Below are 20662 nucleotides of genomic sequence, written 5' to 3'. Positions count from 1 at the left end.
CAGAGCAGGCAGTAAAGTGAGTAGGTTGAGTCGGAATGAATTGTTGATTCTGACAGAACAAGCAAGATAGCGGTATGGTTGTGTCGGAATGATGTGTTGATTCGGACAAAGCAAGCAGTAAAGTGTGTAGGTTGAGTCGGAATGAAGTGTTGATTCTGACAGAACAAGGTGGAAAGCAGCCGTGGTGAGTCCCAATGAAGTGCTGATTCGGACAGATCAAGAAGTAAAACGAGTAGTTTTTGTCAGAAAGCAAGCCTGTTCCAAACACTACAAGAAAAATTATGCCCGAATGCCAACAAGCCTCCCATCCCTCTCAAACTAATTCCCAATATCCGGAATACATCCCAATCAGGCAACATAGGGTGTAGTAAATATGGAAGACTTCTAGTCAACTAGGAGGCTATCAAATTAGGGGGGAAAAAGGTGGCATATGTAATTACGTCTCCATGCGGGGCGGAGAAAGCAGCAGAATGTGTAGAGGTGTGTCCTGTCGAGTGTATTGAGCCAGGCGATAATCAGTATTACATTAATCCAGATATTTGCATTGACTGTGGTGCCTGCGTATCAGTTTGCCCAGTAGATGCTATTTATCACGAGAACGAAGTACCTGATGATGAGCTTGCATCTGTTGACTTAGCAAGAGACTTTTTCGGAATCTAAAGCCACATACATAAAGAACACCAAACCCTATTAAGTAACTGCAATCCGTGGTTACTTTTATTTTTGTCCAAAACATGGCAATTCCCAAAAGGGCAATCCCTGGAAAATAGTAATTGCTTCCACAATTTTACTTGAATATATTACAATGTTATGTAAGGGATTACTTTCTAGAAAATAAGGGCTCGGGACAGAGGGACAGGTACCCGTCCCAAAAGGAGAGGGAGAAATGGAGAAAGTGAAGCAAATTCCAGCTGCACTTATGGATTGGATTATTAAAACTCTAAACAGTGGCGTGAACCCTGAGGCAATTGTAGATGCAATGATTCGAAAAGGCTATGACCCTAGACTCTCTTATACAACTCTGTTTCGAATTGTTGGAAATAAACCGATAGACACACCAAGTGTACAAGCTCCATATGAATATGAACAGCCCGAAATTGCGAAGAAGGGAAGTATCTTACGAACAAGTGAACGAGAAATAAAGGTTTTATCAAAGGTAGAGAAACCGTTTATCATGCATTTAGATAATTTCTTAAGTTATGAGGAATGCGATCAGTTGATTGAATTGTCACGAAACCGTCTTAAGCCTTCAACGGTCATTGACCCGAAAACTGGTGAAGAAAAAGCAGCAACCGGTCGAACAAGTAAAGGAATGTCTTTTTATTTAAGAGAAAATGAGTTTATCAAAAAGATAGAAATGAGAATCTCAGAATTAACAGAGTTTCCTGTTGAAAATGGGGAAGACCTCCAGGTATTGAATTATGGCATTGGCGAGGAATATAAAAGCCATTTTGATTATTTTCCACCTAGTAAAGTAGACTTTGAAAAAGGTGGTCAGCGGGTCGGTACGTTCCTTATCTATTTAAATGATGTACCTGCTGGGGGAGAAACTGTTTTTCCGAAAGCGGGCGTTTCGATTGTTCCGAAGAAAGGGTCAGCCGTGTATTTTCAGTATGGGAATAGCAAAGGCGAGGTAGACCGTATGTCACTGCACTCAAGTATTCCGGTATCTGAGGGTGAAAAATGGGTTGCTACGAAATGGATCCGCCAAGAGAATATCTATAGGTGTTAAAAGCAAGTCGTACGATTAGAATTGTTAAAGCAATCATGATATAGTTAAAATAATCATATAATTTAAGCTAAAATTGAAAAAAATTTCAAAATAGCAGTAAGGTTTTCATCGTGTAGAAAGGTGTGTGAATATTGGATAATCAAACAAAAGTACAGACTTTTAAAGACGTCATGGGGAACTATCCGACGGGTGTAACGGTTGTTACAACGACTGACGAAAATGGAGTTCCACTTGGTCTTACGGTAAACTCATTTGCCTCTGTTTCATTGGATCCATTATTGATTTTATGGTCTATTGATAAAAGAGTATCAACTTACGATATTTTTACAAAAACAGATAAATTTGCGGTACATGTACTAGCTGGTGACCAAGGGGATATTTGTGCCCTTTTTGCAAGCAAGGGAACAGATCGATTTGCGAATTGTGAATGGGAGATGTCTAGTAACAATCTTCCAATCTTGAAGGAAACTGCAGGAGTTTTACACTGCAAAACCTTTAAGACGGTTGAAGCAGGTGACCATACAATTTTAATTGGTGAAGTGGTTGAGATTGAAAACAACAGTAAGCCGCCACTACTTTATCACAACCGCAAATTCGGCAATATTCCTGACGAATTTTATAAGTAATTTCGACGGATACCTTTTTTTACGAAAAAGGTATCTTTATATTTTGAACCATTTTTAAACGAAGCGAGTGGCTTTATGTGAAACTCATGTCGACATTTATGGATAGTTTGCGATTACCGAATAAGGAAGCGATGAAGCGGCTAAATAAGCTAGAAATGAGAAATACGATTCTTTTTCTGCTGTTATTATTGTTTATCGTCGCACTTCCGATTGAAATTAATTTACTATTGGATGACTCTTATAAGGAGAGCAATATCCCTCAAAATATTTATATCATCCAGGTCCTTCTTTTTTACCCATTTTTAATGCTATTTTTAGGAATCTTAGTGATATCTGTACTAGCGGGTTTAGGGGTGGGAGTCAGTAAGTTTACTCACCACCAACTGAAATTTCAATTTCTCTGGAAAATGTGCGCGTTTGCGTTAACAAAACCTATTATCATTAGTGCTGTTGCTAATTTATTGATTGGCACCAATTGGATTGTGAATACAATTGTATTTATTTTGTTATTTTACACGATTCTACGGATGATTTTTCATTATCCAAAACGAGTAAAAAAACATAACTGAAGGAACCGGTGAGCGCCGGTTCTTTTTGTATATCTGAAACTTTATAAAAAATTAAACGTACATATCTAATAGAGAGATGGATTCGGTGTTCAATAAATTTCAACGAAGTGGGTGGAAAAATGGGTTTGTTTATAGGTATTGGAATTGCTGTTGCTGGATATTTCATTGGAGATGGTTTGAAAAATTTTAAAAATCCTGAAGCGAAGAGTGTCATGGATAAACTAGATGAAGAGGATTTATATGAGCTTATAAAAGAAAAGGACATTCATTATCATATTGGGCTTTCCAAAGAGGATGCAAAGGAATTAATAAAGGAGCATCCAGATATCCCGCATATCGTAGTAAACGGAAATATTTACTATCCAAAAAATAAACTGAAACAGTGGTTGTCAAACCTAGGTGAATAATGGGTAATCCTCCTCTATAAATAAATATTAGGTCCTGTGAAACACTATCAATATGTAAAAAGTGCTAGGAGGATCTATATGGAGAAAGACATGCAATATGGAAGTGATTATAAATTTATTCCTGCGACTTCTATTGGCAGTGGAATTGGGATGCAGGTGCTGCCAGCTCTTTATTTTCACACCATCCAAATCGTAAATTTTGTGTTGGTTGGCAATCCTGGTTCATCCGAATTTGTTATTGTAGACGCAGGAATGCCAGGCTCTGCAGAAGAAATAATTACTGTTTGTGAGGAACGCTTTGGAAAGGGAAGTTGCCCGAAGGCTATTTTGTTAACGCATGGCCATTTTGATCATGTTGGTGCAATTATTGAATTAATTGACCGTTGGGATGTACCTGTCTATGCACATGAGCAGGAAATCCCATTTTTAACTGGGCAAAAAAGCTATCCTGAACCTGACTCGACAGTAGAAGGGGGAATGGTTGCGAAAATGTCGCCACTTTTTCCAAATGAGCCCATTCAGCTAGGAAGCCATGTGGAAAAGCTGCCAGCAGACGGTACAGTTCCACATTTACCAGAATTCCGTTGGCTCCATACACCGGGACATGCGCCCGGGCATGTATCCTTTTTCCGTGAAACGGATCGTGCTCTTATCGTTGGGGATGCGTTTGTGACTGTTAAGCAAGAGTATCTATATAAGGTGATGACGCAGGAACTGGAAATCAGTGGCCCACCAAGGTATTTAACAACTGATTGGCAGGCCGCGAAAAAGTCCGTTGAAACATTGGCGGCGCTTAAGCCAAGTGTCGCTGTTACGGGGCATGGTTTGCCGATAACGGGTGAACTGTTAGAGGAATCCTTAACTAGATTGGTAAGGGACTTTGATCAAATTGCAATCCCGGACTATGGTCGGTATGTAGATAAAAATATTCATTAGGTAAGAACCTGGCTATTCGAAACAGCCGGGTTTCTTACTCTAAAAAGATTTTATTATGCTAAAAACCATAGAATCAAAATAAAATTTATAGAACTTACATAAAAACCATAAGAGGATTCAGCTGAGCTCAGATAATCGTGTATGTAGCTAATCGTTTTATAAACATTCTGAAATATAGTATATTGTTATGTAGAAAGAATCGGGTGAGAGAGGGGAATTATGGTAAATATTACTTCGTTATTATTAGGGTTGGTTATGGTCTTAAACATTGTATTTGCCGTGGTTGTCATCTTTCGTGAACGAAGAGATGCTAGTTCGACTTGGGCTTGGTTGCTAGTCCTTTTCTTTATTCCTGTAGCTGGGTTTATATTGTATATGCTATTAGGCCGAAATTTAACTCGCGACCATCTTTTTCAATGGGATGATTTAAAAAAGAGCGGGATTGAAGAAGTTTTAGATAAGCAAAAGGAGCTACTAAGAACACAAAAATTCCTCTTTAGCAATCGGATCACACAGGATAATCAAGATCTCATATATATGAACCTTATGAATGCCCATTCCTTGTTTACGAGAAATAATGCAGTTGAAGTTTTTACAGATGGGCAGGAGAAATATAGACGCTTATTTCTAGACATTGAAGCAGCAAAGGAATCTATTCACTTGCAATACTATATTATTAAAAATGATAACCTAGGTCGTAAATTAATGTCCCATTTAACAAGGAAGGTAAAAGAAGGCGTTAGGGTCCGGGTGCTTTATGATGAGTTAGGTTCTAGAACATTAACGAAACGGTTTTTCAAAGAATTCCGTGAAGCGGGTGGCTTGGTTGAGGTTTTTTTTCCTTCGAAACTAAGGTTTATCAATTTGCGGATGAACTTCCGAAACCATCGCAAATTAGTCATTATCGATGGAAAGGTTGGATATGTAGGTGGCTTTAATGTGGGGGATGAGTACCTCGGCTTGAATTCGAGGTTTGGATATTGGCGAGATACTCATTTGCGCATACGGGGTACAGCTGTAGATACGTTGCAGGTTCGTTTTATTTTAGATTGGAATCAAGCGTCACGTGATTTTGATATTATGTATGATCCAGAGCTATTTCCAATTGAAAATGACAGACTTGGCAATGTTGGAATTCAAATTGTGTCAAGTGGCCCTGACTCAGAATTTGAGGAAATTAAGAATGCGTATATCAAAATGATTTACTCGGCAAAAAAATCGATTTATATGCAGACGCCTTATTTTATTCCCGATAAAAGTTTACTTGACGCGTTACGTGTAGCATGTCTTTCTGGAGTGGAAGTGAAGATCATGATTCCGGATAAACCGGATCATCCATTCGTCTACTGGGCGACACTTTCACATATTGGAGAATTGCTTCCTGTTGGAGCGAAGGTCTATATTTACAGTAATGGCTTTATCCATTCCAAAACACTTGTGGTCGACGAGGAAATTTCATCAGTCGGTACAGCAAATATTGATGTAAGGAGTTTCCGACTTAATTTTGAAGTGAATGCATTTTTATATGATGGGAATGTCTCAAAAGAACTAACAAATATTTTCAAAGAGGATATCAAGCTATCCAAACTATTAACATATGAAGAATACGAAAAAAGAGGAGCTTACATAAAGTTCAAGGAATCGATTTCTAGACTTTTATCCCCAATTTTATAGTTGACAAAAGGTCGGTGAGGCTTACAAAAATGTCATGTTTAGTAAGTTGTATCGATTTTTTTCCTATATACAAAACTTTTCAAGCAGCGTCTACCCTCAGGATAGGGGTAGACGCTTTTTCACTAAAAAGGGATATTCATTGAAATTAAAATACTAAAAATATAGAATTATATAAAAATGAAGGAGTCATTAAATATAAGATGAATACTAAAAAACCACAAATCATTAATAATGAAACACTTGTCTTACATGGCGATCACGAATGGGCAAAGAAGGAGAAGAGCGTTTCACCAGCTATTTATTATTCATCCACCTTTAGAGCAGAGGATTCAGCTGACTTTGCTGAAATGGCCGGGACACCTCTTCACCCTAGCTACTATACTCGTTATGGAAATCCACTTCATGAGCGAGTAAATAAAATAATGGCAGATCTAGAAGGGACTGAAACAGCACTAGTAACAGGGTCAGGTATGGGAGCTATTTCATCAACAATCCTAGCATTAGTTTCTTCTGGGGACCATGTCATTGCACAAACAAGACACTATATGAGTACGGCGAAAATCATGGATGAAATGCTTCCACGCTTCGGTGTTGATGTAACAGTAGTGGAGCAGGCTGATATTTCGGCATTTGAAGAGGCAATTCGACCAAATACAAAGCTGATTATGCTTGAAACCCCAGCGAATCCAACTATGGTTATAACCGACCTTGAGGCAGTTGTAAAATTAGCAAAGAAGCATGAGATTATTGTGGTAGCAGACAACACATTTGCTTCACCACTTAATCAACGACCACATGATGTCGGTGTTGATGTCGTCGTACATAGCGCAACAAAGTACCTTGGTGGACATCACGATATAACAGCTGGTGTCATTTGTACAAGCTTTGAACTTGCAGAAAAGATTTGGGACACACATACATCTATAGGTTCAGTTCTGTCACCGATGGATGCGTGGTTATTGTTAAGGGGTCTAAGGACGCTTCCATTAAGGATGGAACGCATCAATTCGAACGCATTAGCTTTAGCTGAATTTTTAGAGGAACAACCTCAAATTGAAAAAGTGCATTATCCAGGTCTTTCGAGTCATCCTCAGCACGAGCTCGCAAAAAAACAAATGAAGGGCTTCGGGGCTGTGATTGCGTTTGCGATAAAGGGAGACTATGCGGCAACACAAAGATTTGTATCGGCCTTGCAGCTTTCAACAAATGCAGTGAGCCTAGGCGGAATAGATTCATTAGTTGTTCATACCGCGGCGATGTGGGAAGGGTCTATGAATGAAGAACAGATGAAGACAGCAGGAATCCCTGCGAATTTTGTCCGCTATTCTGTAGGGTTAGAGCATATTGAGGACTTGAAGGCGGATATACAGCAAGCGCTAAGAGAAATATAAAAATTTTTTGAAAATTTAGCTTGTATTTAAAAATTGATTCCTATATAATAATCATCAATATTAAAAAACTTAATAATTATTATTTCCTTAAGTAAAGACGATGAAGAGAAAAAGTAGGGTTTAGCTATTTTACACAGAGAGCTTCGGTAGCTGAAAAGAAGCAAAAATACGAATCTGAACAATGGCCTCTGAGTTTCGTGCTGAAAGTAACATGGTTATGAGTAGGTTCCGACGAGATTTGGTACTCGTTATCAATACCACAGTATACGGGCTATCTAGACCCTCGTACTTGTTGAGACTGTTTGTGTGAGCAAACGGTGAATTAAGGTGGTACCACGTGAGATAAACCACGTCCTTATCGTATTAGATAATGACGTGGTTTTTTTATATGCAAAAAACGGGTTTACCCGTTAAATTACAAAAAATTGGAGGAATTTATTGTGACAAATCATCTAGTATTACAAACAGACTTTGGATTAAGTGATGGTGCTGTTAGTGCAATGTATGGTGTAGCAATTTCGGTAGACCCATCACTTCGAATTTTTGACCTAACACATGACATTCCGCAATATAATATTTGGGAAGGCTCTTATCGCTTATATCAAACCATAACCTATTGGCCAGAAGGCACTGTTTTTGTATCAGTTGTTGACCCGGGTGTTGGCTCTGATCGACGTAGTATTGTTGTAAAGACAGAAACAAACCAATATATTGTGACGCCAGATAATGGCACTCTCACACATATTCAGAATAAATTAGGAATCAAAGAAGTGAGGATCATTGATGAAAGCATAAATCGTTTACCTTTTTCAGGTGAATCCTATACGTTTCATGGGAGGGATGTATATGCCTACACAGGGGCAAGACTTGCATCGGGTGTGATTTCATACGAAGAGGTTGGACCTAGTGTACCGCTTGATTCTCTTGTTGAGTTACAGATAACAGAGGCAACGGTTCAAAAGGATAGTGTCTTAGGTACGATTGATATTCTCGATATCCGTTTTGGCAATCTCTGGACGAATATTGAGCGCGAGACTTTCATACAACTGAAAGTGGAGTATGGAGACCATTTTGAAGTGACCATCGAAAACGAAACTCGCCAAGTATATAAAAATATTATGACATATGGTCGTTCATTTGCAGATAGTCATCTAGGTGAACCGTTATTGTTTATTAATTCTCTTGATAAAATTGGGGTAGCCATCAACCAAGGTTCTTTTGCTAAGGCTTATCATATTGAGACGGGCACGAACTGGAAAATTTATGTTCGCAAGGTACCAAAAGTCATTTTTAATTAATCATTGTTTAAATTGAAAAAATAATTAGGGGGCATGAAATTTATGAAAAGTTTATCTGTTAAAACCATTGTTGCGATTGGAATTGGGGCTGCTGTATTTGTGATCTTGGCAAAATTCGCGGCAGTTCCAACACCGATTCCTAATACCACAATTCAAACTTCATATGCATTCTTGGCATTAATGGCTGTTGTGTTTGGTCCAGTAGCAGGTGCCTTAATTGGATTGATTGGCCATACATTAAACGATGCTATTACTTGGGGTTCTGTTTGGTGGAGCTGGGTCGTTGTCTCAATGCTAGTAGGATTTATATTTGGGCTCGCAAAAAATAAAATTGATATTGAATCGGGAATTATCAATGCGAAAAAGATTGTGACATTCAATATTGTTCAAATAGTCGCTCAAGCAATTGGTTGGTTTGTTGTTGCACCGACATTGGATGTTTGGATTTATGCTGAACCAGCAAATAAGGTGTATGTTCAAGGTATTGTAGCAGGAATTGCAAACATGGTTACTGTAGCAATCATTGGTACTATTTTATTAGTGGCTTATGCAAAAACAAGAAGCCAAAGCGGAAGTTTAACGAAGGATGTATAAAATAGTTGGTTAGAAAAGAAGTATATGGTTTGCTGGGAGAGTAGTAAAATGAAAAAACCTGTTATCGAATTTTTAAATTATAGCTTTACATATCGGAGCCAAGCAGAGCCTACTCTTCAGGATATTACTCTTAAAATATACGAGGGTGAAAAGGTATTAATTGTAGGGCCTTCAGGATCAGGGAAAAGCACGATTGGAAATTGCATGAATGGGCTGGTTCCCTTTTCCTATAAAGGAAATATTCAAGGTAGTCTTAGAATTAAGGGGAAAGAAGCGAAGGACCTAGATATTTTTACAATTTCTAAAATGGTAAGAACCGTATTGCAGGATCCGGATGGACAATTTATTGGTCTTTCGGTAGGAGAAGACATTGCCTTTGCTTTAGAAAATGATTGTTTGCCTCAGAAGAGTATGATTGAAACGGTTGAGGAAGTATCGAAAATGGTGGATATGGAGGAGCATCTACAGTCATCCCTTCACCAGTTATCTGGTGGACAAAAGCAAAGGGTCTCTCTTGCAGGAGTAATGGTCGATAAAGTAGATATCCTTCTTTTTGACGAACCACTAGCAAATCTTGATCCCGCAACAGGACAGTATGCAATTGACCTAATCGATCGGATTCAAAAAGAGACGAATACAACCGTGGTTATTATCGAACATCGCTTAGAGGATGTTCTATATCGCCATGTAGACCGAATAATTGTCGTGGATGAAGGTAGAATTGTCGGTGATATGAAACCCGATGAGCTTTTGTCCAAACCTATATTAGAGGAACGGCATTTACGAGAACCATTGTATGTTAAAGCAGCAAAGTATGCAGGCTGCAAGATAACGGAGGAAATGAACCCAGCCTATCTTTCTTCCTTTGATGTGAATGCCTGTAAAGATAGATTAAAAGAATGGTTTGAGAAGGTGGCAATCCCTAAAAAGAGGGAGAAGACTTCACCTATCTTAGAGGTGGACCATCTTTCATTTAGCTATCATCAAGGAAGAGAAACTATTCGGAATGTATCATTTTCCATTAAAAAAGGCGAGTTGGTAAGTATCGTTGGAAAAAATGGCGCTGGGAAATCCACCCTTTCCAAGCTCATTTGCGGATTTGAAAAGCCAAACTCTGGGAAAATTCTTTTTTCAGGTCAGGATATAACGAATGATACAATCAAGGAGCGAACTTTGAGGATTGGGATGGTTATGCAAAACCCAAACCATATGATTTCAAAGCATTTAATTTATGATGAAGTAGCACTTGGACTTGTGATCCGTGGTGTACCTGAAGATGAGATAAGGGAGCGGGTTGAAAAAACACTTAAGGTGTGTGGCCTTTATCCATTTAGAAAATGGCCGATTTCGGCGCTGAGCTTTGGACAAAAGAAGCGAGTGACCATCGCATCTATTCTTATATTAGAGCCTGAAGTCATTATTTTAGACGAGCCGACAGCTGGGCAAGACCTCCGTCATTACACAGAAATTATGGAGTTTCTCGTTGAATTAAACAAACAGGGGATTACCATCATTATGATTACACATGATATGCATCTCATGCTCGAATATACGCCACGTGCAATCGTGATAGCTGGTGGAGAGAAAATTGCCGATCAATCGGCTGCAAGTGTGTTAACAGATTCTGAAATTATTAAACAAGCAAACTTAAAGGAAACATCCTTGTTTGAATTAGCAAAACGAGCAGGAATAGCGGAACCACTTGAATTCATTGAACGTTTTATTGAATATGATAGGCAGGTGCGAAAAACATGGCAGTAGAGATGCTATCCTATATTGAGCGCAAGTCACCAGTTCATCACCTTACAGGTGCTACAAAGCTGATTTGCTTTATTTTATGGTCCACTGCTGCGATGTTAACGTACGACACACATATCCTTCTATTTTTATTTGCGATTAGCCTGATCATTTTTCAAGTTTCTAAGGTTAAGCTAAAAGAGATTTCGTTTGTGCTTCTGTTTATCCTATTCTTCTTGCTAATTAATAATATTGCAATCTATGCTTTCTCCCCTCAAGAGGGAGTCAAGATTTATGGGACAAGTCATGTGGTATTTGAATTATTTGGGAGATACAATCTCACTTTGGAACAGCTGTTTTATCAGTTTAATATTACACTTAAGTATTTTACAGTGATTCCAGCGGCGTTATTATTTATTGTGACAACACATCCGAGTGAATTTGCTGCATCCTTAAATCGTATCGGGATTAGCTATCGTGTTTCTTATGCGGTGGCACTTGCATTGCGCTATATTCCAGAGATTCAAAGAGATTTTTGGAACATCGCACGTTCTCAGCAAGCAAGAGGAATCGATATGTCGAAAAATGAAAGGCTGCATAAGCGGATAAAAAATGTGGCCTCCATTATTATCCCTTTGATCTTATCGAGCTTAGACAAAATAGAAACAATCAGTAATGCAATGGAACTACGAGGATTCGGAAAAAACAAAAAGCGAACCTGGTATAGTTTACGCTCATTTCAGGTTGCAGATTATGTAACGGTGTTTTTATTTATTGCTATATTAATCATCTCCATGGTCGTAACATTCCATGATGGTAATCGATTTTATAATCCTTTCCTATAATAAAAAGGAATACCAGCTGTGGTATTCCTTTTCCTGTATTAGGTCAATGGTGTTTTGTTTTGTTTTAAAAGATTTGAAGCGGGAAGCGTAATGATTTTTCCTCCAATTTGCACATGGATGGAATCATTAAATATTGCTTTTACTATCCCTTTTAGCTGGACAGTTGAATTAACCGTGATCTCTTTTTTAGATTCGTTATTGGTGGTCATGGTAATTCTCCTCTCAGGGTTTTATATTTATAGAGGTTTAAAAATTAAAAACATTATATCCTTTAAAACTGAAAATTATTCATGTAAATATTTGTTTATTTTATTATTTTACATGTATTCAATTGTCTTGTGCAAGTTTCACGAACTAGTTATTTTTCCCTTTTCGATGTCCCTCGGTAATACGCTTCACGAAGCTCAGCTGCATATTGATCAAAGGACGGCAAGCCCATTTCGGCGGCAATGCTTAACTCTTTTTCAACATCATATGGGATACGAACAATTTCGATTGAAAATGGTGCGACTTCTTTTGATTGATACTTACCGTGTAATATAGCAAAGGTTGCTTGTGTTGTATCGAGAGGGTTGCCAACACTCCCAACATTTAAAAGCGTTTGTTCTGTACCCATTGGCTCAATCAAGGCAGCATGAATATCTCCAAATCCGATTACGTCCGGTGTCTTTGTCTCTAAAGGAGTAATCCATTCGGAGAGATCGAACATGGCTCTTTTTTCATCATTGGAATGAACCATCGGGACAACACGGTGGTGGACACTTTTTGCTGAGGCGTGGTACAACCGAATGTATTTACCACTTATATAAAAATCATAATGAAAGGGAAGTGTTCCTAAATATGAAAGGCGTTCTTCTCCAAGCTGTTTTTGATGCCATTTGATCCCTTCATCAGGATGTTCATTTTGAATAAAATCATCCCAATTCCCCAAAAGAGCAACCTCACACACCTCTCGAATCAGGTCAACGGCGGCAGCTGAGTTTGGCCCTTTTCCTACAAGGTCTCCAAGACAAAGAATCGTCTTGATTCCACGATCTTTGATATGTTCTAGTACGGCTTCAAGTGCTGTCATATTTCCATGAATATCGGAAATGAGCGCAATACTCATGATAAGACCCCCTAGGTAATTAGTTTATTATGTTAATAATAAAATAGATTGAAAATTTTGTCAGTAGAATTTTGTTAAAATTGTTAATAACTCTTTCCATTCATATTTTCAGTGTTTAGAATGAAGAAAAGGGGGAGCGATTTCATGAACCAGAAGGTGATTCTATTTCTTATTATATGTTCAGTGTGCTTGTTATCTTCCTGCGTTTCAAAGGAAGTGAAGGAAGTCGGGGGAGTGGCTAAAGGGAACCACAGCATAGAGCCGAAGGAGGATACCGTTCCTGAAGCGAGATTTCCTGCAGATACTTCATGGAAAAACGATTACCTTCTCGAAATTAAAGGAGAATCACCATTCCTGGAAAAAAAGACGGTCACGTCCATGCAAAAATGGCGTGATGAGATCATCGAATTCTCAAAAACTAGGGAAAATGTATTTATCAATGGCCCAAATAAAAAGCAGGTGGCCTTAACCTTTGATGATGGACCAGATAGTACGGTGACATCTGCTGTAATTGGGGTTTTGAATCAATACGGGGTAAAGGGGAATTTCTTCTTTTTAGGAAGTGAAGCAGAGATGCACCCAGAGGTTGTAAAAGAGGCCTATGAAAAAGGGCATCTCGTGTTAAGCCATAGCTATCACCATGTTCAACTGGATCTGTTGGGGGAAGCGGAAATCCGGAATGAAATCGTGCAGGCGGGTGATGTGATCGAATCGATCATTGGCAAAGAGCCGGCATTAATTAGGACCCCTTATGGGTCAACGAATGAATTAGTTGCTGACGTGGCGAAAGAAGAGAATTATTCAATAATCCTTTGGTCAATTGATTCACTCGATTGGGCGCAAAAAAGCACAGATGTGATTTATTCAAATGTAGTTAAAAACATACGGAACGGTGATATTATCCTCATGCACACGGATTCCGATGAATACGATACATATGAGGCATTGCCAAGCATCATAGAAGAATTACAGAAACAAGGCTATGAAATTGTAGATTTAGAAACAATGTTAGGAATTCAAGCCTATCAGTAATAAACAGTAAAAGCGCTCAATTACGAGCGCTTTTACCTTATCCCGCAATAACTGGCAGTAAGACCCCACTTCAAGACTTTGGGGAAAGCGAAGAAGTATAAGTGTGGGATCGACTGCCAGTAATTGCCCGATTGGTTCAACTAACATTCAGCGGGGGATGAAAAAAACCCCCGCTGAATGAAGTTTCACTTTATCGGATGCTAGCTTTTCCACTATTGACCTCAATATTTATATTATGAGTACCAGCGCCGTGTTTTCCTTCAATAGTCCCTTTATCCTTTTTCGAGTCATCTAGTGAAAAATCGCTGGAGATGAATCCGCTATTTACTTTACCTTTTAGAGTAAAGTCAGCATCCTTTGGTAAATCAATATCAAGTAAACCCGATTTTACGCTTGCATCAATTGAATCTGCGAGTTCTGAAATAGTTGCTTTTAAACGCCCAGAGTGGACGTCAACTTCTAGTTTTCCCTCATAATCATCCACTGTCACATTACCAGAGCGAACATCGATTTCCCCACTTTTTGTTGTTAGCTTTTCGATATTAGAATTTCCAGAAGCAACGTTGTGTGTAAAGTTTTTAGCGGAAAGGTTTTCTAATCTCATATTTCCGGAATGGATATCTGCAGAAAGCTTGTTTAGCTCCATTGGAGCACCGTCAAATTCCAAATGACCAGAACCTACTCTAAGTGATAGATCTTGATCATAATCCTCTGGGATATACACAGTTAGCTTCGTTTTATCAAAGAAAGGGAACCAGCCCAAGTTGAAAAAGCCACGTTCATAGGTAACCTCTATCGTGTCTCCGCTTTTTGATACATGAACTTTGCCTTTTCCTTTTAGCTCGGCTTCCACGTCGTTGCGGTTTTCAGGGATGACAGTGGTGCTAATCGATGATATATCAATTTGGATTTCATCAATTTTGTCCGTAACCGTGACAGAATCTCCAGAGTTCCCAAAAGGAAGCCCAGGAATTCGGTACAGATTTGTTATCAATAAATAAGCCCCAATAAGTACGAAAAATATGATTAATATTTTCTTCATTTTTCTAACCTGCCTTTATCATTTATTCTATTTCTATCGTAAAGGAAGAAACGAAATGATGTAACGCACTACCGATATATTTCCAAATAAGACCTGAGGCTTATGAATAATCAAATGCGCCTTGGCGTATTTGCGCCCGATTTTTTTAGGCCCACACGATGTGGCGTTTTTAGTCTTTGATCTTACTGCTCGAAAAATTTCCTTTGAAAAATCGTGGCATCCGCCGGAGGCTTTAACTTTATTCAGCAGAAGTTCCTAATTCCGCTGAATAAAGTTAAAAGCAGATTGCGTTAGAAACAATCTGCTTTACTGTGATGTTTATGATTCTATTTTAATCCAGTCCTGCGACCATTTTTGGATTTCATCCATTAAAGGTTTTAAGGCCAACCCTTTTTCAGTTAATGAATATTCAATACGTACAGGGGTTTCTGGGTATACGTGTCGTTTTATGATACCTTGATTTTCTAAGTCTTTAAGTCTTTCTGAAAGTACTCTCCCACTGATTCCAATCGAAGATTCCATCGTGCAAAAACGCTGTGGACCGGATAGAAGTTGGTAAATGACAAGTCCTGTCCACCGTTGCCCAATTAAATTCATAGCTTTTTCGAATTTAGGACAAATTACTTTTGTATCCATATTTCCTTCACCCCTATGAATATATTATAGCGCATGTAAGAAATAATAAACATACTTGACATAATTTAATTACAAAAATATAATTACTTACATAAAGTAAGTTACTAATGAAAAATAGGAGGCACATGAAAATGAAATATCAACGCCCACCATATACATTTGTAGGTCTTGTAGAATTAAAGGTAACTGATTTACAGCGTTCCTTAACATTTTATCAAAATGTCATTGGATTTAAGGTATTAGAGCAGTCTGATAAAAAGGCGCTTTTAACTGCGGATGGCAAAACACCATTGTTATCAATTGAACAGCCTGAAAACATTACACCAAAAGAACCACGCCGAACAGGGCTTTATCATTACGCACTGCTTTTACCAACACGAGCTGATCTAGGAAAAGTTCTTTATCATTTAGTCCAAAATAATATACCAATTGGCGCATCTGATCACGCAGTGAGTGAAGCTCTCTATTTAGATGATCCGGATGGAAATGGAATTGAAATTTACTCAGACCGTCCTGATACAGAATGGGAATGGTCAAATGGCGAAGTAAAAATGGTGACAGAACCACTTGATGGCCAAGGCGTGCTAGCAGCTGCGAATGGCGAAAAATGGACCGGACTTCCTGAGGGAACTGTAATGGGACATATTCACATGCATGTATCTGAGTTAGCAAAAACCGAAGAATACTATACAAAAGGTCTTGGTTTTGATGTTGTCACTCGTTATGGAGGCATGGCATTATTCATTTCAACAGGCGGCTACCACCACCACATTGGACTTAACACATGGAATGGCGTAGGTGCACCTGCACCATCAGAAAATAGCGCAGGAATTAAGTGGTTCACACTTGTACTGCCAAACGAAGAAGCATTACAAACAACCGTCGAAAACCTAAAGCAAATCGGAGCACATGTCCAAGAAGAGGACGGAGTCATGGTTACTAAGGATCCTTCTAACAATAAAATAAGACTTGTTACTGCATAGGTAAAATAAGATTAAGCAGCTATCCTCGGGTAGCTGCTTTTTATGGTGTTTCCGTAAAATGATAAATGGTATATGGCAAACGTATAAAACGGTATATCGCTCAGCCGTGAAACGATAAATGGTATACCGCAAAGGGCAAAAACGGTATATCGCTCAGCTGTGAAACGATAAATGGTATACCGCAAAGGGCAAAAACGGTATATCGCTCAGCTGTAGAACGATAAATGGTATACCGCAAATGGCCGAGTTTTGTCGAATAATCAGATTACGAGATATCTAGTTTTGTTGAAATGAATATGATATTATTGGAAATGTATGGTAGACGTAGACCTTTCTCATTGAGGAAGGTCTACATTTTTATACTTAAAATAGGGAAGGGGAAATAAAAAATGAAGGTGGAAATGAAATTTTGCAAGGTGTTTGATTCTAGCAAGGAGGATATCTACTATGAGCCATAAGGATTATTTTGTCGAGCAGCTCCAGTTTATCGATACAAATTTTCAGGAATTAAAAAATCTCTATTTATCCTCCACACCACTTAAGGAAAGGAAGGAAGACTTTTTTAGTTCTTATATCAATGAGCTTGAAAGTTACTTAAAAACTGAAGTTACTGAAGCTATACCAATGGTTTTTATTGGAACAAAGGTAACCGTGATGTTTGATGGGGAAAATGATTCTGAGGATTATTTTATTTGTTTACCTAAACAAATAGACCCGGATGCAGGATGTATCTCATTTTTATCGCCGGTTGGAAGACAATTATTGTTGCGAAATGTGGGCGACAAGGTATTACTGAGTACACCAGCAGGCGGTCTACCCGTTACAATTCAAAACATTACATTTGCGGGAAATTTAATTTTACAGCAATAAATATTAAAGCGCTTACAATCCGCTTTTGTTTTCTATGAAGAAAAAGGAAGTGGATTTTTGCTTGTTAATTATTGAACGATTCGATAAAATAACCTGTATATATTGAAATAATTAAGTGATGATAGGAATCAGTAGCAATTTATCTCCCTGTAGCAGAGAGCCGGTGGTTGGTGAGAATCGGAACAAAGATAAAATGCGAATTACCTCCTTGAGCTTTCTTTGTGAACGCGGAAATCGGCAATTAGCAAAGAACGGACGAGCCGTTATTCGAATGGAGCGGAAGATACATATCTTCAAACAAGGGTGGTACCGCGTGCAACCACGTCCCTTTTTTAGGGGCGTGGTTTTTTATGTTTTTTTACCGCTAGAGTCTTGTCTCGGGGACAAATGCTGGTTTCAATTCGGGGGGAATGTTTGCGAGAAGGCGACTCGTAGACAAAAGTTAGTTGGATAAGGGCAGACATGTCTCTGAGGCAACGTCTCACAGACAAAAGTGAGTTGGATCAGTGCAGAAATGTCTCTGAGGCAACGTCTCGTAGACAAAAGTGAGTTGGATCAGGGCAGAAATGTCTCTGAGTAGGCGACTCGTAGACAAAAGTGAGTTGGATTAGGGCAGAAATGTCTCTGAGGCAACGTCTCACAGACAAAAGTGAGTTAGATCAGGGCAGAAATGTCTTTGAGGCAACGTCTCGTAGACAAAAGTGAGTTGGATCAGGATAGAAATGTCTCTGAGGAGGCATCTCAAAGACAAAAACGCACAACTATTAGAAGAAACGTCTCCGACTCAACATCATTCGAATCAAAAGCTCTTATAAGATAGTAAAAGACATTTAAAATCACAAACCAGGAGGAATACCAGAATGGAAAACTTTATCGAACAGTTAACAGCACAACAAAAAATAGAACTAGAAAGACAATTTGCCATCTATACAAACGGTATACAGGAAGTAGTCCCTGCACATGAATTAAAACAAAAAATTGCAAAATCCATTGTTACAAACCAACCACTAAAAGTAAAACTAGGTCTTGATCCCTCTGCTCCAGATGTGCATTTAGGACATACAGTGGTGTTAAACAAATTAAAACAATTCCAAGAGAACGGACACGTCATCCAGCTTCTAATCGGTGACTTTACAGGGAAGATCGGTGACCCGACTGGTAAATCCGTTGCCCGAAAACAACTGACAGACGAAGAAGTGAAGCACAATGCGAAAACGTACTTTGAGCAATTTGGAAAAGTATTAGACATGGAGAAGGTCGAGCTTTCCTACAATTCCAAATGGCTATCTACTTTAAACTTCGAGGACATTATCAATTTGGCGGCAAGTATCACCGTTGCACGTTTGCTTGAACGAAATGATTTCTCTGAGCGTTTAGCGACAGGTAAGCCAATTTCGCTTCATGAATTCTTCTACCCACTCATGCAGGGCTATGATTCTGTCGAGCTGGAAAGCGATATTGAATTAGGTGGAAATGACCAGCACTTCAACGTATTAATGGGAAGACATTTACAGGAGCATTTTGGTAAAGAAAAACAGGTCGTTATTCTTCTTCCGCTTTTAGAAGGACTTGATGGCGTTGAAAAGATGTCTAAGTCAAAAGGGAACTACATTGGTGTTGATGAGGCACCAAATGAAATGTACGGAAAAACAATGTCCATCCAGGATGAAATGATGGCGAAATACTTTGACCTCGTAACGGACTTGTCTCTTGAAGAAAAGAATGAAATCAAAGCAAATATAGAAAATGGTTCGCTTCACCCGCGTGATGCAAAAATGCTTCTTGGAAGAACCATCGTAAAAATGTACCATAGTGAAGAAGCGGCTAAGCAGGCTGAGGAACATTTTAAAACGGTCTTCCAAAAAGGGGTAATCCCAGAAGACATCCCAGAAGTAACTTGGTCTGGAGAAAACTCAATTTCCATCATTGATTTACTGGTTCAATTGGATTTACAAAAGTCTAAAGGGGAAGCACGAAAAATGATTCAAAACGGCGGCGTTAAACTGGATGGCGAAAAAGTTGAGGATATTCATTTAGACGTGGAAATTACAAACGACATGATTGTTCAAGTCGGAAAGCGTAAATTTGTTAAAATTCATAAGTAATTAAAAAAGAGGGGCGACATTTGAAAATGTCTGCCCCAATTTTTTGTCTAGCTCAAGAAGCCATCGGTTCTCTAGTCTAAGCCAATTGCATCAGAAGGTAAAATGCGCCTTCTGTCAGCATTTTCATGCTTGTCACCTAAGGCTGAGCGCCTTTCGCTATTCTTATTTTCCAATAAACATTTGTGACCAGTAGTTGCCACTTGCTTGGTGACCAACTCCGATATGAGTGAAGTTTGGATTCAGGATGTTTTTACGATGTCCTTCACTGTTCATCCAAGCGTTTACCACGGCTTGAGGTGATGCTTGCCCTTTGGCGATATTCTCACCAGCTGTCTTGTAGGATACTCCCATATCCCTCATCATATCAAATGGAGATCCGTAGGTAGGACTCGTATGGGAGAAATAATTCTTTTGCTGCATGTCATTCGCTTTTGTCTTTGCTACTTTGCCTAATGCGGTATCCGCTTTAAGAGCGGGTAAGCCGTTTTTCGTACGCTGCGCATTGGTAAGGTCGATTACCTGTCTTTCAAAATTACTAATTCCAGCGGTTGGTGCTGGAGCAGGGGTAGCTGGCTGTTGTGTTGCCGGCTGACGATTTTGTTCAACAGGTGCAGGTGGCGTTTGCCCTGTTGGGTAATTTGGTGCGCCCGCAAAATTCGGTGGTGGTGCTACATTATTTGGTCCTGGTACCACATTGTTTGGTCCACCTGCCCAATTGTAGTTCCCATTCGGAGCTACTTCAGTGCCGTTTGGCGTACGGACGACAATCTTTTTATTGATAAAACGAAAATATTCTTGTTCTCCTCGTGCATGCTGAACACTTGTTGTATGTGGATACTTATCACTTGACGTTGTCGTGCGATAAGGGCGGTTCTGTTTTATGAGATAGCCGTTGTTTACACTTTCTACGTTTGCTGAACGATTATTATCATCTGCCGCATTGTTATTGGTGTTACACGCAGATAATAAAAGCATCGCAGACCCAAGAATCGCTATACCAGTTTTTGTAAATCTTTGCAATCTAAATTCCTCCTTTGCATGATTCGATTTACTTTTATATTTTGCTACTTCTTTAAA

21 protein-coding genes and 2 other annotated features are annotated in these 20662 nt (G+C 38.9%); of the genes, 16 read left to right on the top strand and 5 right to left on the bottom strand.

Annotation, left to right across the window (positions count from 1 at the left end):
- Positions 1-423: 423 nt before the first annotated feature.
- The 12 genes from V7112_RS09420 to V7112_RS09365 all read left to right on the top strand — a co-directional run bounded on the left by V7112_RS09420 (position 424) and on the right by V7112_RS09365 (position 11809).
- The gene (locus tag V7112_RS09420) at positions 424-660 is read left to right on the top strand and encodes an indolepyruvate ferredoxin oxidoreductase subunit alpha (protein ID WP_335418179.1); all 237 of its coding nucleotides are present in this window, start codon (positions 424-426) and stop codon (positions 658-660) included.
- Between the two features lie 226 nt (positions 661-886).
- Positions 887-1732 carry a 2OG-Fe(II) oxygenase gene (locus tag V7112_RS09415; protein WP_335418176.1) on the top strand — a complete coding sequence of 282 codons (846 nt, stop codon included), beginning with the start codon at positions 887-889 and terminating at the stop codon, positions 1730-1732.
- 170 nt (positions 1733-1902) lie between these two features.
- Complete coding sequence (locus V7112_RS09410) at positions 1903-2358, top strand: flavin reductase family protein (RefSeq protein ID WP_438823880.1); 456 nt, start codon at positions 1903-1905, stop codon at positions 2356-2358.
- A gap of 86 nt (positions 2359-2444) precedes the next feature.
- Positions 2445-2927 (top strand): DUF1189 family protein, encoded by a 483-nt coding sequence (locus V7112_RS09405; protein ID WP_335418257.1) that lies wholly within the window; start codon positions 2445-2447, stop codon positions 2925-2927.
- 119 nt (positions 2928-3046) lie between these two features.
- Entirely contained in the window at positions 3047-3334 is a 288-nt protein-coding gene (locus V7112_RS09400; protein ID WP_335418171.1) for a DNA-binding protein, read from the top strand.
- 78 nt (positions 3335-3412) lie between these two features.
- Complete coding sequence (locus V7112_RS09395) at positions 3413-4270, top strand: MBL fold metallo-hydrolase (RefSeq protein ID WP_335418168.1); 858 nt, start codon at positions 3413-3415, stop codon at positions 4268-4270.
- A gap of 219 nt (positions 4271-4489) precedes the next feature.
- The gene (gene cls / locus V7112_RS09390) at positions 4490-5944 is read left to right on the top strand and encodes a cardiolipin synthase (protein WP_335418166.1); all 1455 of its coding nucleotides are present in this window, start codon (positions 4490-4492) and stop codon (positions 5942-5944) included.
- 200 nt (positions 5945-6144) lie between these two features.
- Positions 6145-7335, top strand: a complete 1191-nt coding sequence (locus V7112_RS09385; RefSeq protein WP_335418163.1) for a trans-sulfuration enzyme family protein — start codon at positions 6145-6147, stop codon at positions 7333-7335.
- 91 nt (positions 7336-7426) lie between these two features.
- Positions 7427-7695, top strand: a binding site (T-box leader).
- A gap of 80 nt (positions 7696-7775) precedes the next feature.
- Complete coding sequence (locus tag V7112_RS09380; protein ID WP_335418160.1) at positions 7776-8633, top strand: SAM hydrolase/SAM-dependent halogenase family protein; 858 nt, start codon at positions 7776-7778, stop codon at positions 8631-8633.
- Positions 8634-8675: 42 nt separating this feature from the next.
- Positions 8676-9227, top strand: a complete 552-nt coding sequence (locus tag V7112_RS09375; RefSeq protein WP_335418157.1) for an ECF-type riboflavin transporter substrate-binding protein — start codon at positions 8676-8678, stop codon at positions 9225-9227.
- A gap of 48 nt (positions 9228-9275) precedes the next feature.
- Positions 9276-10988 (top strand): ABC transporter ATP-binding protein, encoded by a 1713-nt coding sequence (locus V7112_RS09370; RefSeq protein ID WP_335418154.1) that lies wholly within the window; start codon positions 9276-9278, stop codon positions 10986-10988.
- Positions 10979-11809 carry an energy-coupling factor transporter transmembrane component T family protein gene (locus V7112_RS09365; protein WP_335418152.1) on the top strand — a complete coding sequence of 277 codons (831 nt, stop codon included), beginning with the start codon at positions 10979-10981 and terminating at the stop codon, positions 11807-11809. The genes V7112_RS09370 and V7112_RS09365 overlap by 10 nt, the downstream gene beginning before the upstream one ends.
- Before the next feature lie 38 nt (positions 11810-11847).
- Here the strand turns inward: V7112_RS09365 and V7112_RS09360 are convergent, their stop codons facing one another.
- Positions 11848-12018, bottom strand: coding sequence for a hypothetical protein (locus V7112_RS09360; protein WP_162838856.1), 171 nt, complete (start codon positions 12016-12018; stop codon positions 11848-11850).
- A 149-nt stretch (positions 12019-12167) separates the two neighbouring features.
- Positions 12168-12917 (bottom strand): metallophosphoesterase family protein, encoded by a 750-nt coding sequence (locus tag V7112_RS09355; RefSeq protein WP_438823878.1) that lies wholly within the window; start codon positions 12915-12917, stop codon positions 12168-12170.
- A gap of 144 nt (positions 12918-13061) precedes the next feature.
- Here V7112_RS09355 and V7112_RS09350 point away from each other — a divergent pair, with 144 nt between their 5' ends.
- Entirely contained in the window at positions 13062-13949 is an 888-nt protein-coding gene (locus V7112_RS09350) for a polysaccharide deacetylase family protein (RefSeq protein ID WP_335418149.1), read from the top strand.
- Positions 13950-14139: 190 nt separating this feature from the next.
- Here the strand turns inward: V7112_RS09350 and liaG are convergent, their stop codons facing one another.
- Positions 14140-14991, bottom strand: a complete 852-nt coding sequence (gene liaG / locus V7112_RS09345) for a LiaG family protein (RefSeq protein WP_335418145.1) — start codon at positions 14989-14991, stop codon at positions 14140-14142.
- Positions 14992-15309: 318 nt separating this feature from the next.
- Positions 15310-15627: a winged helix-turn-helix transcriptional regulator gene (locus tag V7112_RS09340; protein WP_335418142.1), complete on the bottom strand. Its 318-nt coding sequence runs from the start codon at positions 15625-15627 to the stop codon at positions 15310-15312.
- A gap of 131 nt (positions 15628-15758) precedes the next feature.
- Between V7112_RS09340 and V7112_RS09335 the strand changes: the two genes are divergently transcribed.
- From V7112_RS09335 to tyrS, 3 genes are all read left to right on the top strand, one after another.
- Positions 15759-16610 (top strand): VOC family protein, encoded by an 852-nt coding sequence (locus V7112_RS09335; RefSeq protein ID WP_335418139.1) that lies wholly within the window; start codon positions 15759-15761, stop codon positions 16608-16610.
- Between the two features lie 447 nt (positions 16611-17057).
- Complete coding sequence (locus tag V7112_RS09330) at positions 17058-17480, top strand: GreA/GreB family elongation factor (protein ID WP_335418136.1); 423 nt, start codon at positions 17058-17060, stop codon at positions 17478-17480.
- A 109-nt stretch (positions 17481-17589) separates the two neighbouring features.
- Positions 17590-17812 (top strand) — a binding site (T-box leader).
- 528 nt (positions 17813-18340) lie between these two features.
- Positions 18341-19585 carry a tyrosine--tRNA ligase gene (gene tyrS / locus V7112_RS09325; RefSeq protein WP_335418133.1) on the top strand — a complete coding sequence of 415 codons (1245 nt, stop codon included), beginning with the start codon at positions 18341-18343 and terminating at the stop codon, positions 19583-19585.
- Between the two features lie 162 nt (positions 19586-19747).
- Here the strand turns inward: tyrS and V7112_RS09320 are convergent, their stop codons facing one another.
- Positions 19748-20605 carry a CAP domain-containing protein gene (locus V7112_RS09320; RefSeq protein ID WP_335418130.1) on the bottom strand — a complete coding sequence of 286 codons (858 nt, stop codon included), beginning with the start codon at positions 20603-20605 and terminating at the stop codon, positions 19748-19750.
- Between the last annotated feature and the right edge of the window lie 57 nt (positions 20606-20662).

Source organism: Bacillus sp. JJ1566 (assembly GCF_036962685.1).
In the GTDB taxonomy this organism is placed as follows: Bacteria; Bacillota; Bacilli; order Bacillales; family Bacillaceae_L; genus Ferdinandcohnia.
The sequence above is the reverse complement of the archived record's forward strand: the minus strand, read 5'-3'. Positions and strand labels throughout refer to the sequence as shown.

Excerpts from the sequence above, each read along its gene's own strand:
- liaG (WP_335418145.1), bottom strand. The coding sequence starts at position 14,991 with ATGAAGAAAATATTAATCATATTTTTCGTACTTATTGGGGCTTATTTA.
- V7112_RS09405 (WP_335418257.1), top strand. The coding sequence starts at position 2,445 with ATGTCGACATTTATGGATAGTTTGCGATTACCGAATAAGGAAGCGATG.
- V7112_RS09385 (WP_335418163.1), top strand. The coding sequence starts at position 6,145 with ATGAATACTAAAAAACCACAAATCATTAATAATGAAACACTTGTCTTA.
- cls (WP_335418166.1), top strand. The coding sequence starts at position 4,490 with ATGGTAAATATTACTTCGTTATTATTAGGGTTGGTTATGGTCTTAAAC.
- V7112_RS09400 (WP_335418171.1), top strand. The coding sequence starts at position 3,047 with ATGGGTTTGTTTATAGGTATTGGAATTGCTGTTGCTGGATATTTCATT.
- V7112_RS09330 (WP_335418136.1), top strand. The coding sequence starts at position 17,058 with ATGAGCCATAAGGATTATTTTGTCGAGCAGCTCCAGTTTATCGATACA.
- V7112_RS09340 (WP_335418142.1), bottom strand. The coding sequence starts at position 15,627 with ATGGATACAAAAGTAATTTGTCCTAAATTCGAAAAAGCTATGAATTTA.
- V7112_RS09360 (WP_162838856.1), bottom strand. The coding sequence starts at position 12,018 with ATGACCACCAATAACGAATCTAAAAAAGAGATCACGGTTAATTCAACT.
- V7112_RS09410 (WP_438823880.1), top strand. The coding sequence starts at position 1,903 with ATGGGGAACTATCCGACGGGTGTAACGGTTGTTACAACGACTGACGAA.
- V7112_RS09365 (WP_335418152.1), top strand. The coding sequence starts at position 10,979 with ATGGCAGTAGAGATGCTATCCTATATTGAGCGCAAGTCACCAGTTCAT.
- V7112_RS09355 (WP_438823878.1), bottom strand. The coding sequence starts at position 12,917 with ATGAGTATTGCGCTCATTTCCGATATTCATGGAAATATGACAGCACTT.
- tyrS (WP_335418133.1), top strand. The coding sequence starts at position 18,341 with ATGGAAAACTTTATCGAACAGTTAACAGCACAACAAAAAATAGAACTA.
- V7112_RS09350 (WP_335418149.1), top strand. The coding sequence starts at position 13,062 with ATGAACCAGAAGGTGATTCTATTTCTTATTATATGTTCAGTGTGCTTG.
- V7112_RS09370 (WP_335418154.1), top strand. The coding sequence starts at position 9,276 with ATGAAAAAACCTGTTATCGAATTTTTAAATTATAGCTTTACATATCGG.
- V7112_RS09335 (WP_335418139.1), top strand. The coding sequence starts at position 15,759 with ATGAAATATCAACGCCCACCATATACATTTGTAGGTCTTGTAGAATTA.
- V7112_RS09375 (WP_335418157.1), top strand. The coding sequence starts at position 8,676 with ATGAAAAGTTTATCTGTTAAAACCATTGTTGCGATTGGAATTGGGGCT.
- V7112_RS09415 (WP_335418176.1), top strand. The coding sequence starts at position 887 with ATGGAGAAAGTGAAGCAAATTCCAGCTGCACTTATGGATTGGATTATT.
- V7112_RS09395 (WP_335418168.1), top strand. The coding sequence starts at position 3,413 with ATGGAGAAAGACATGCAATATGGAAGTGATTATAAATTTATTCCTGCG.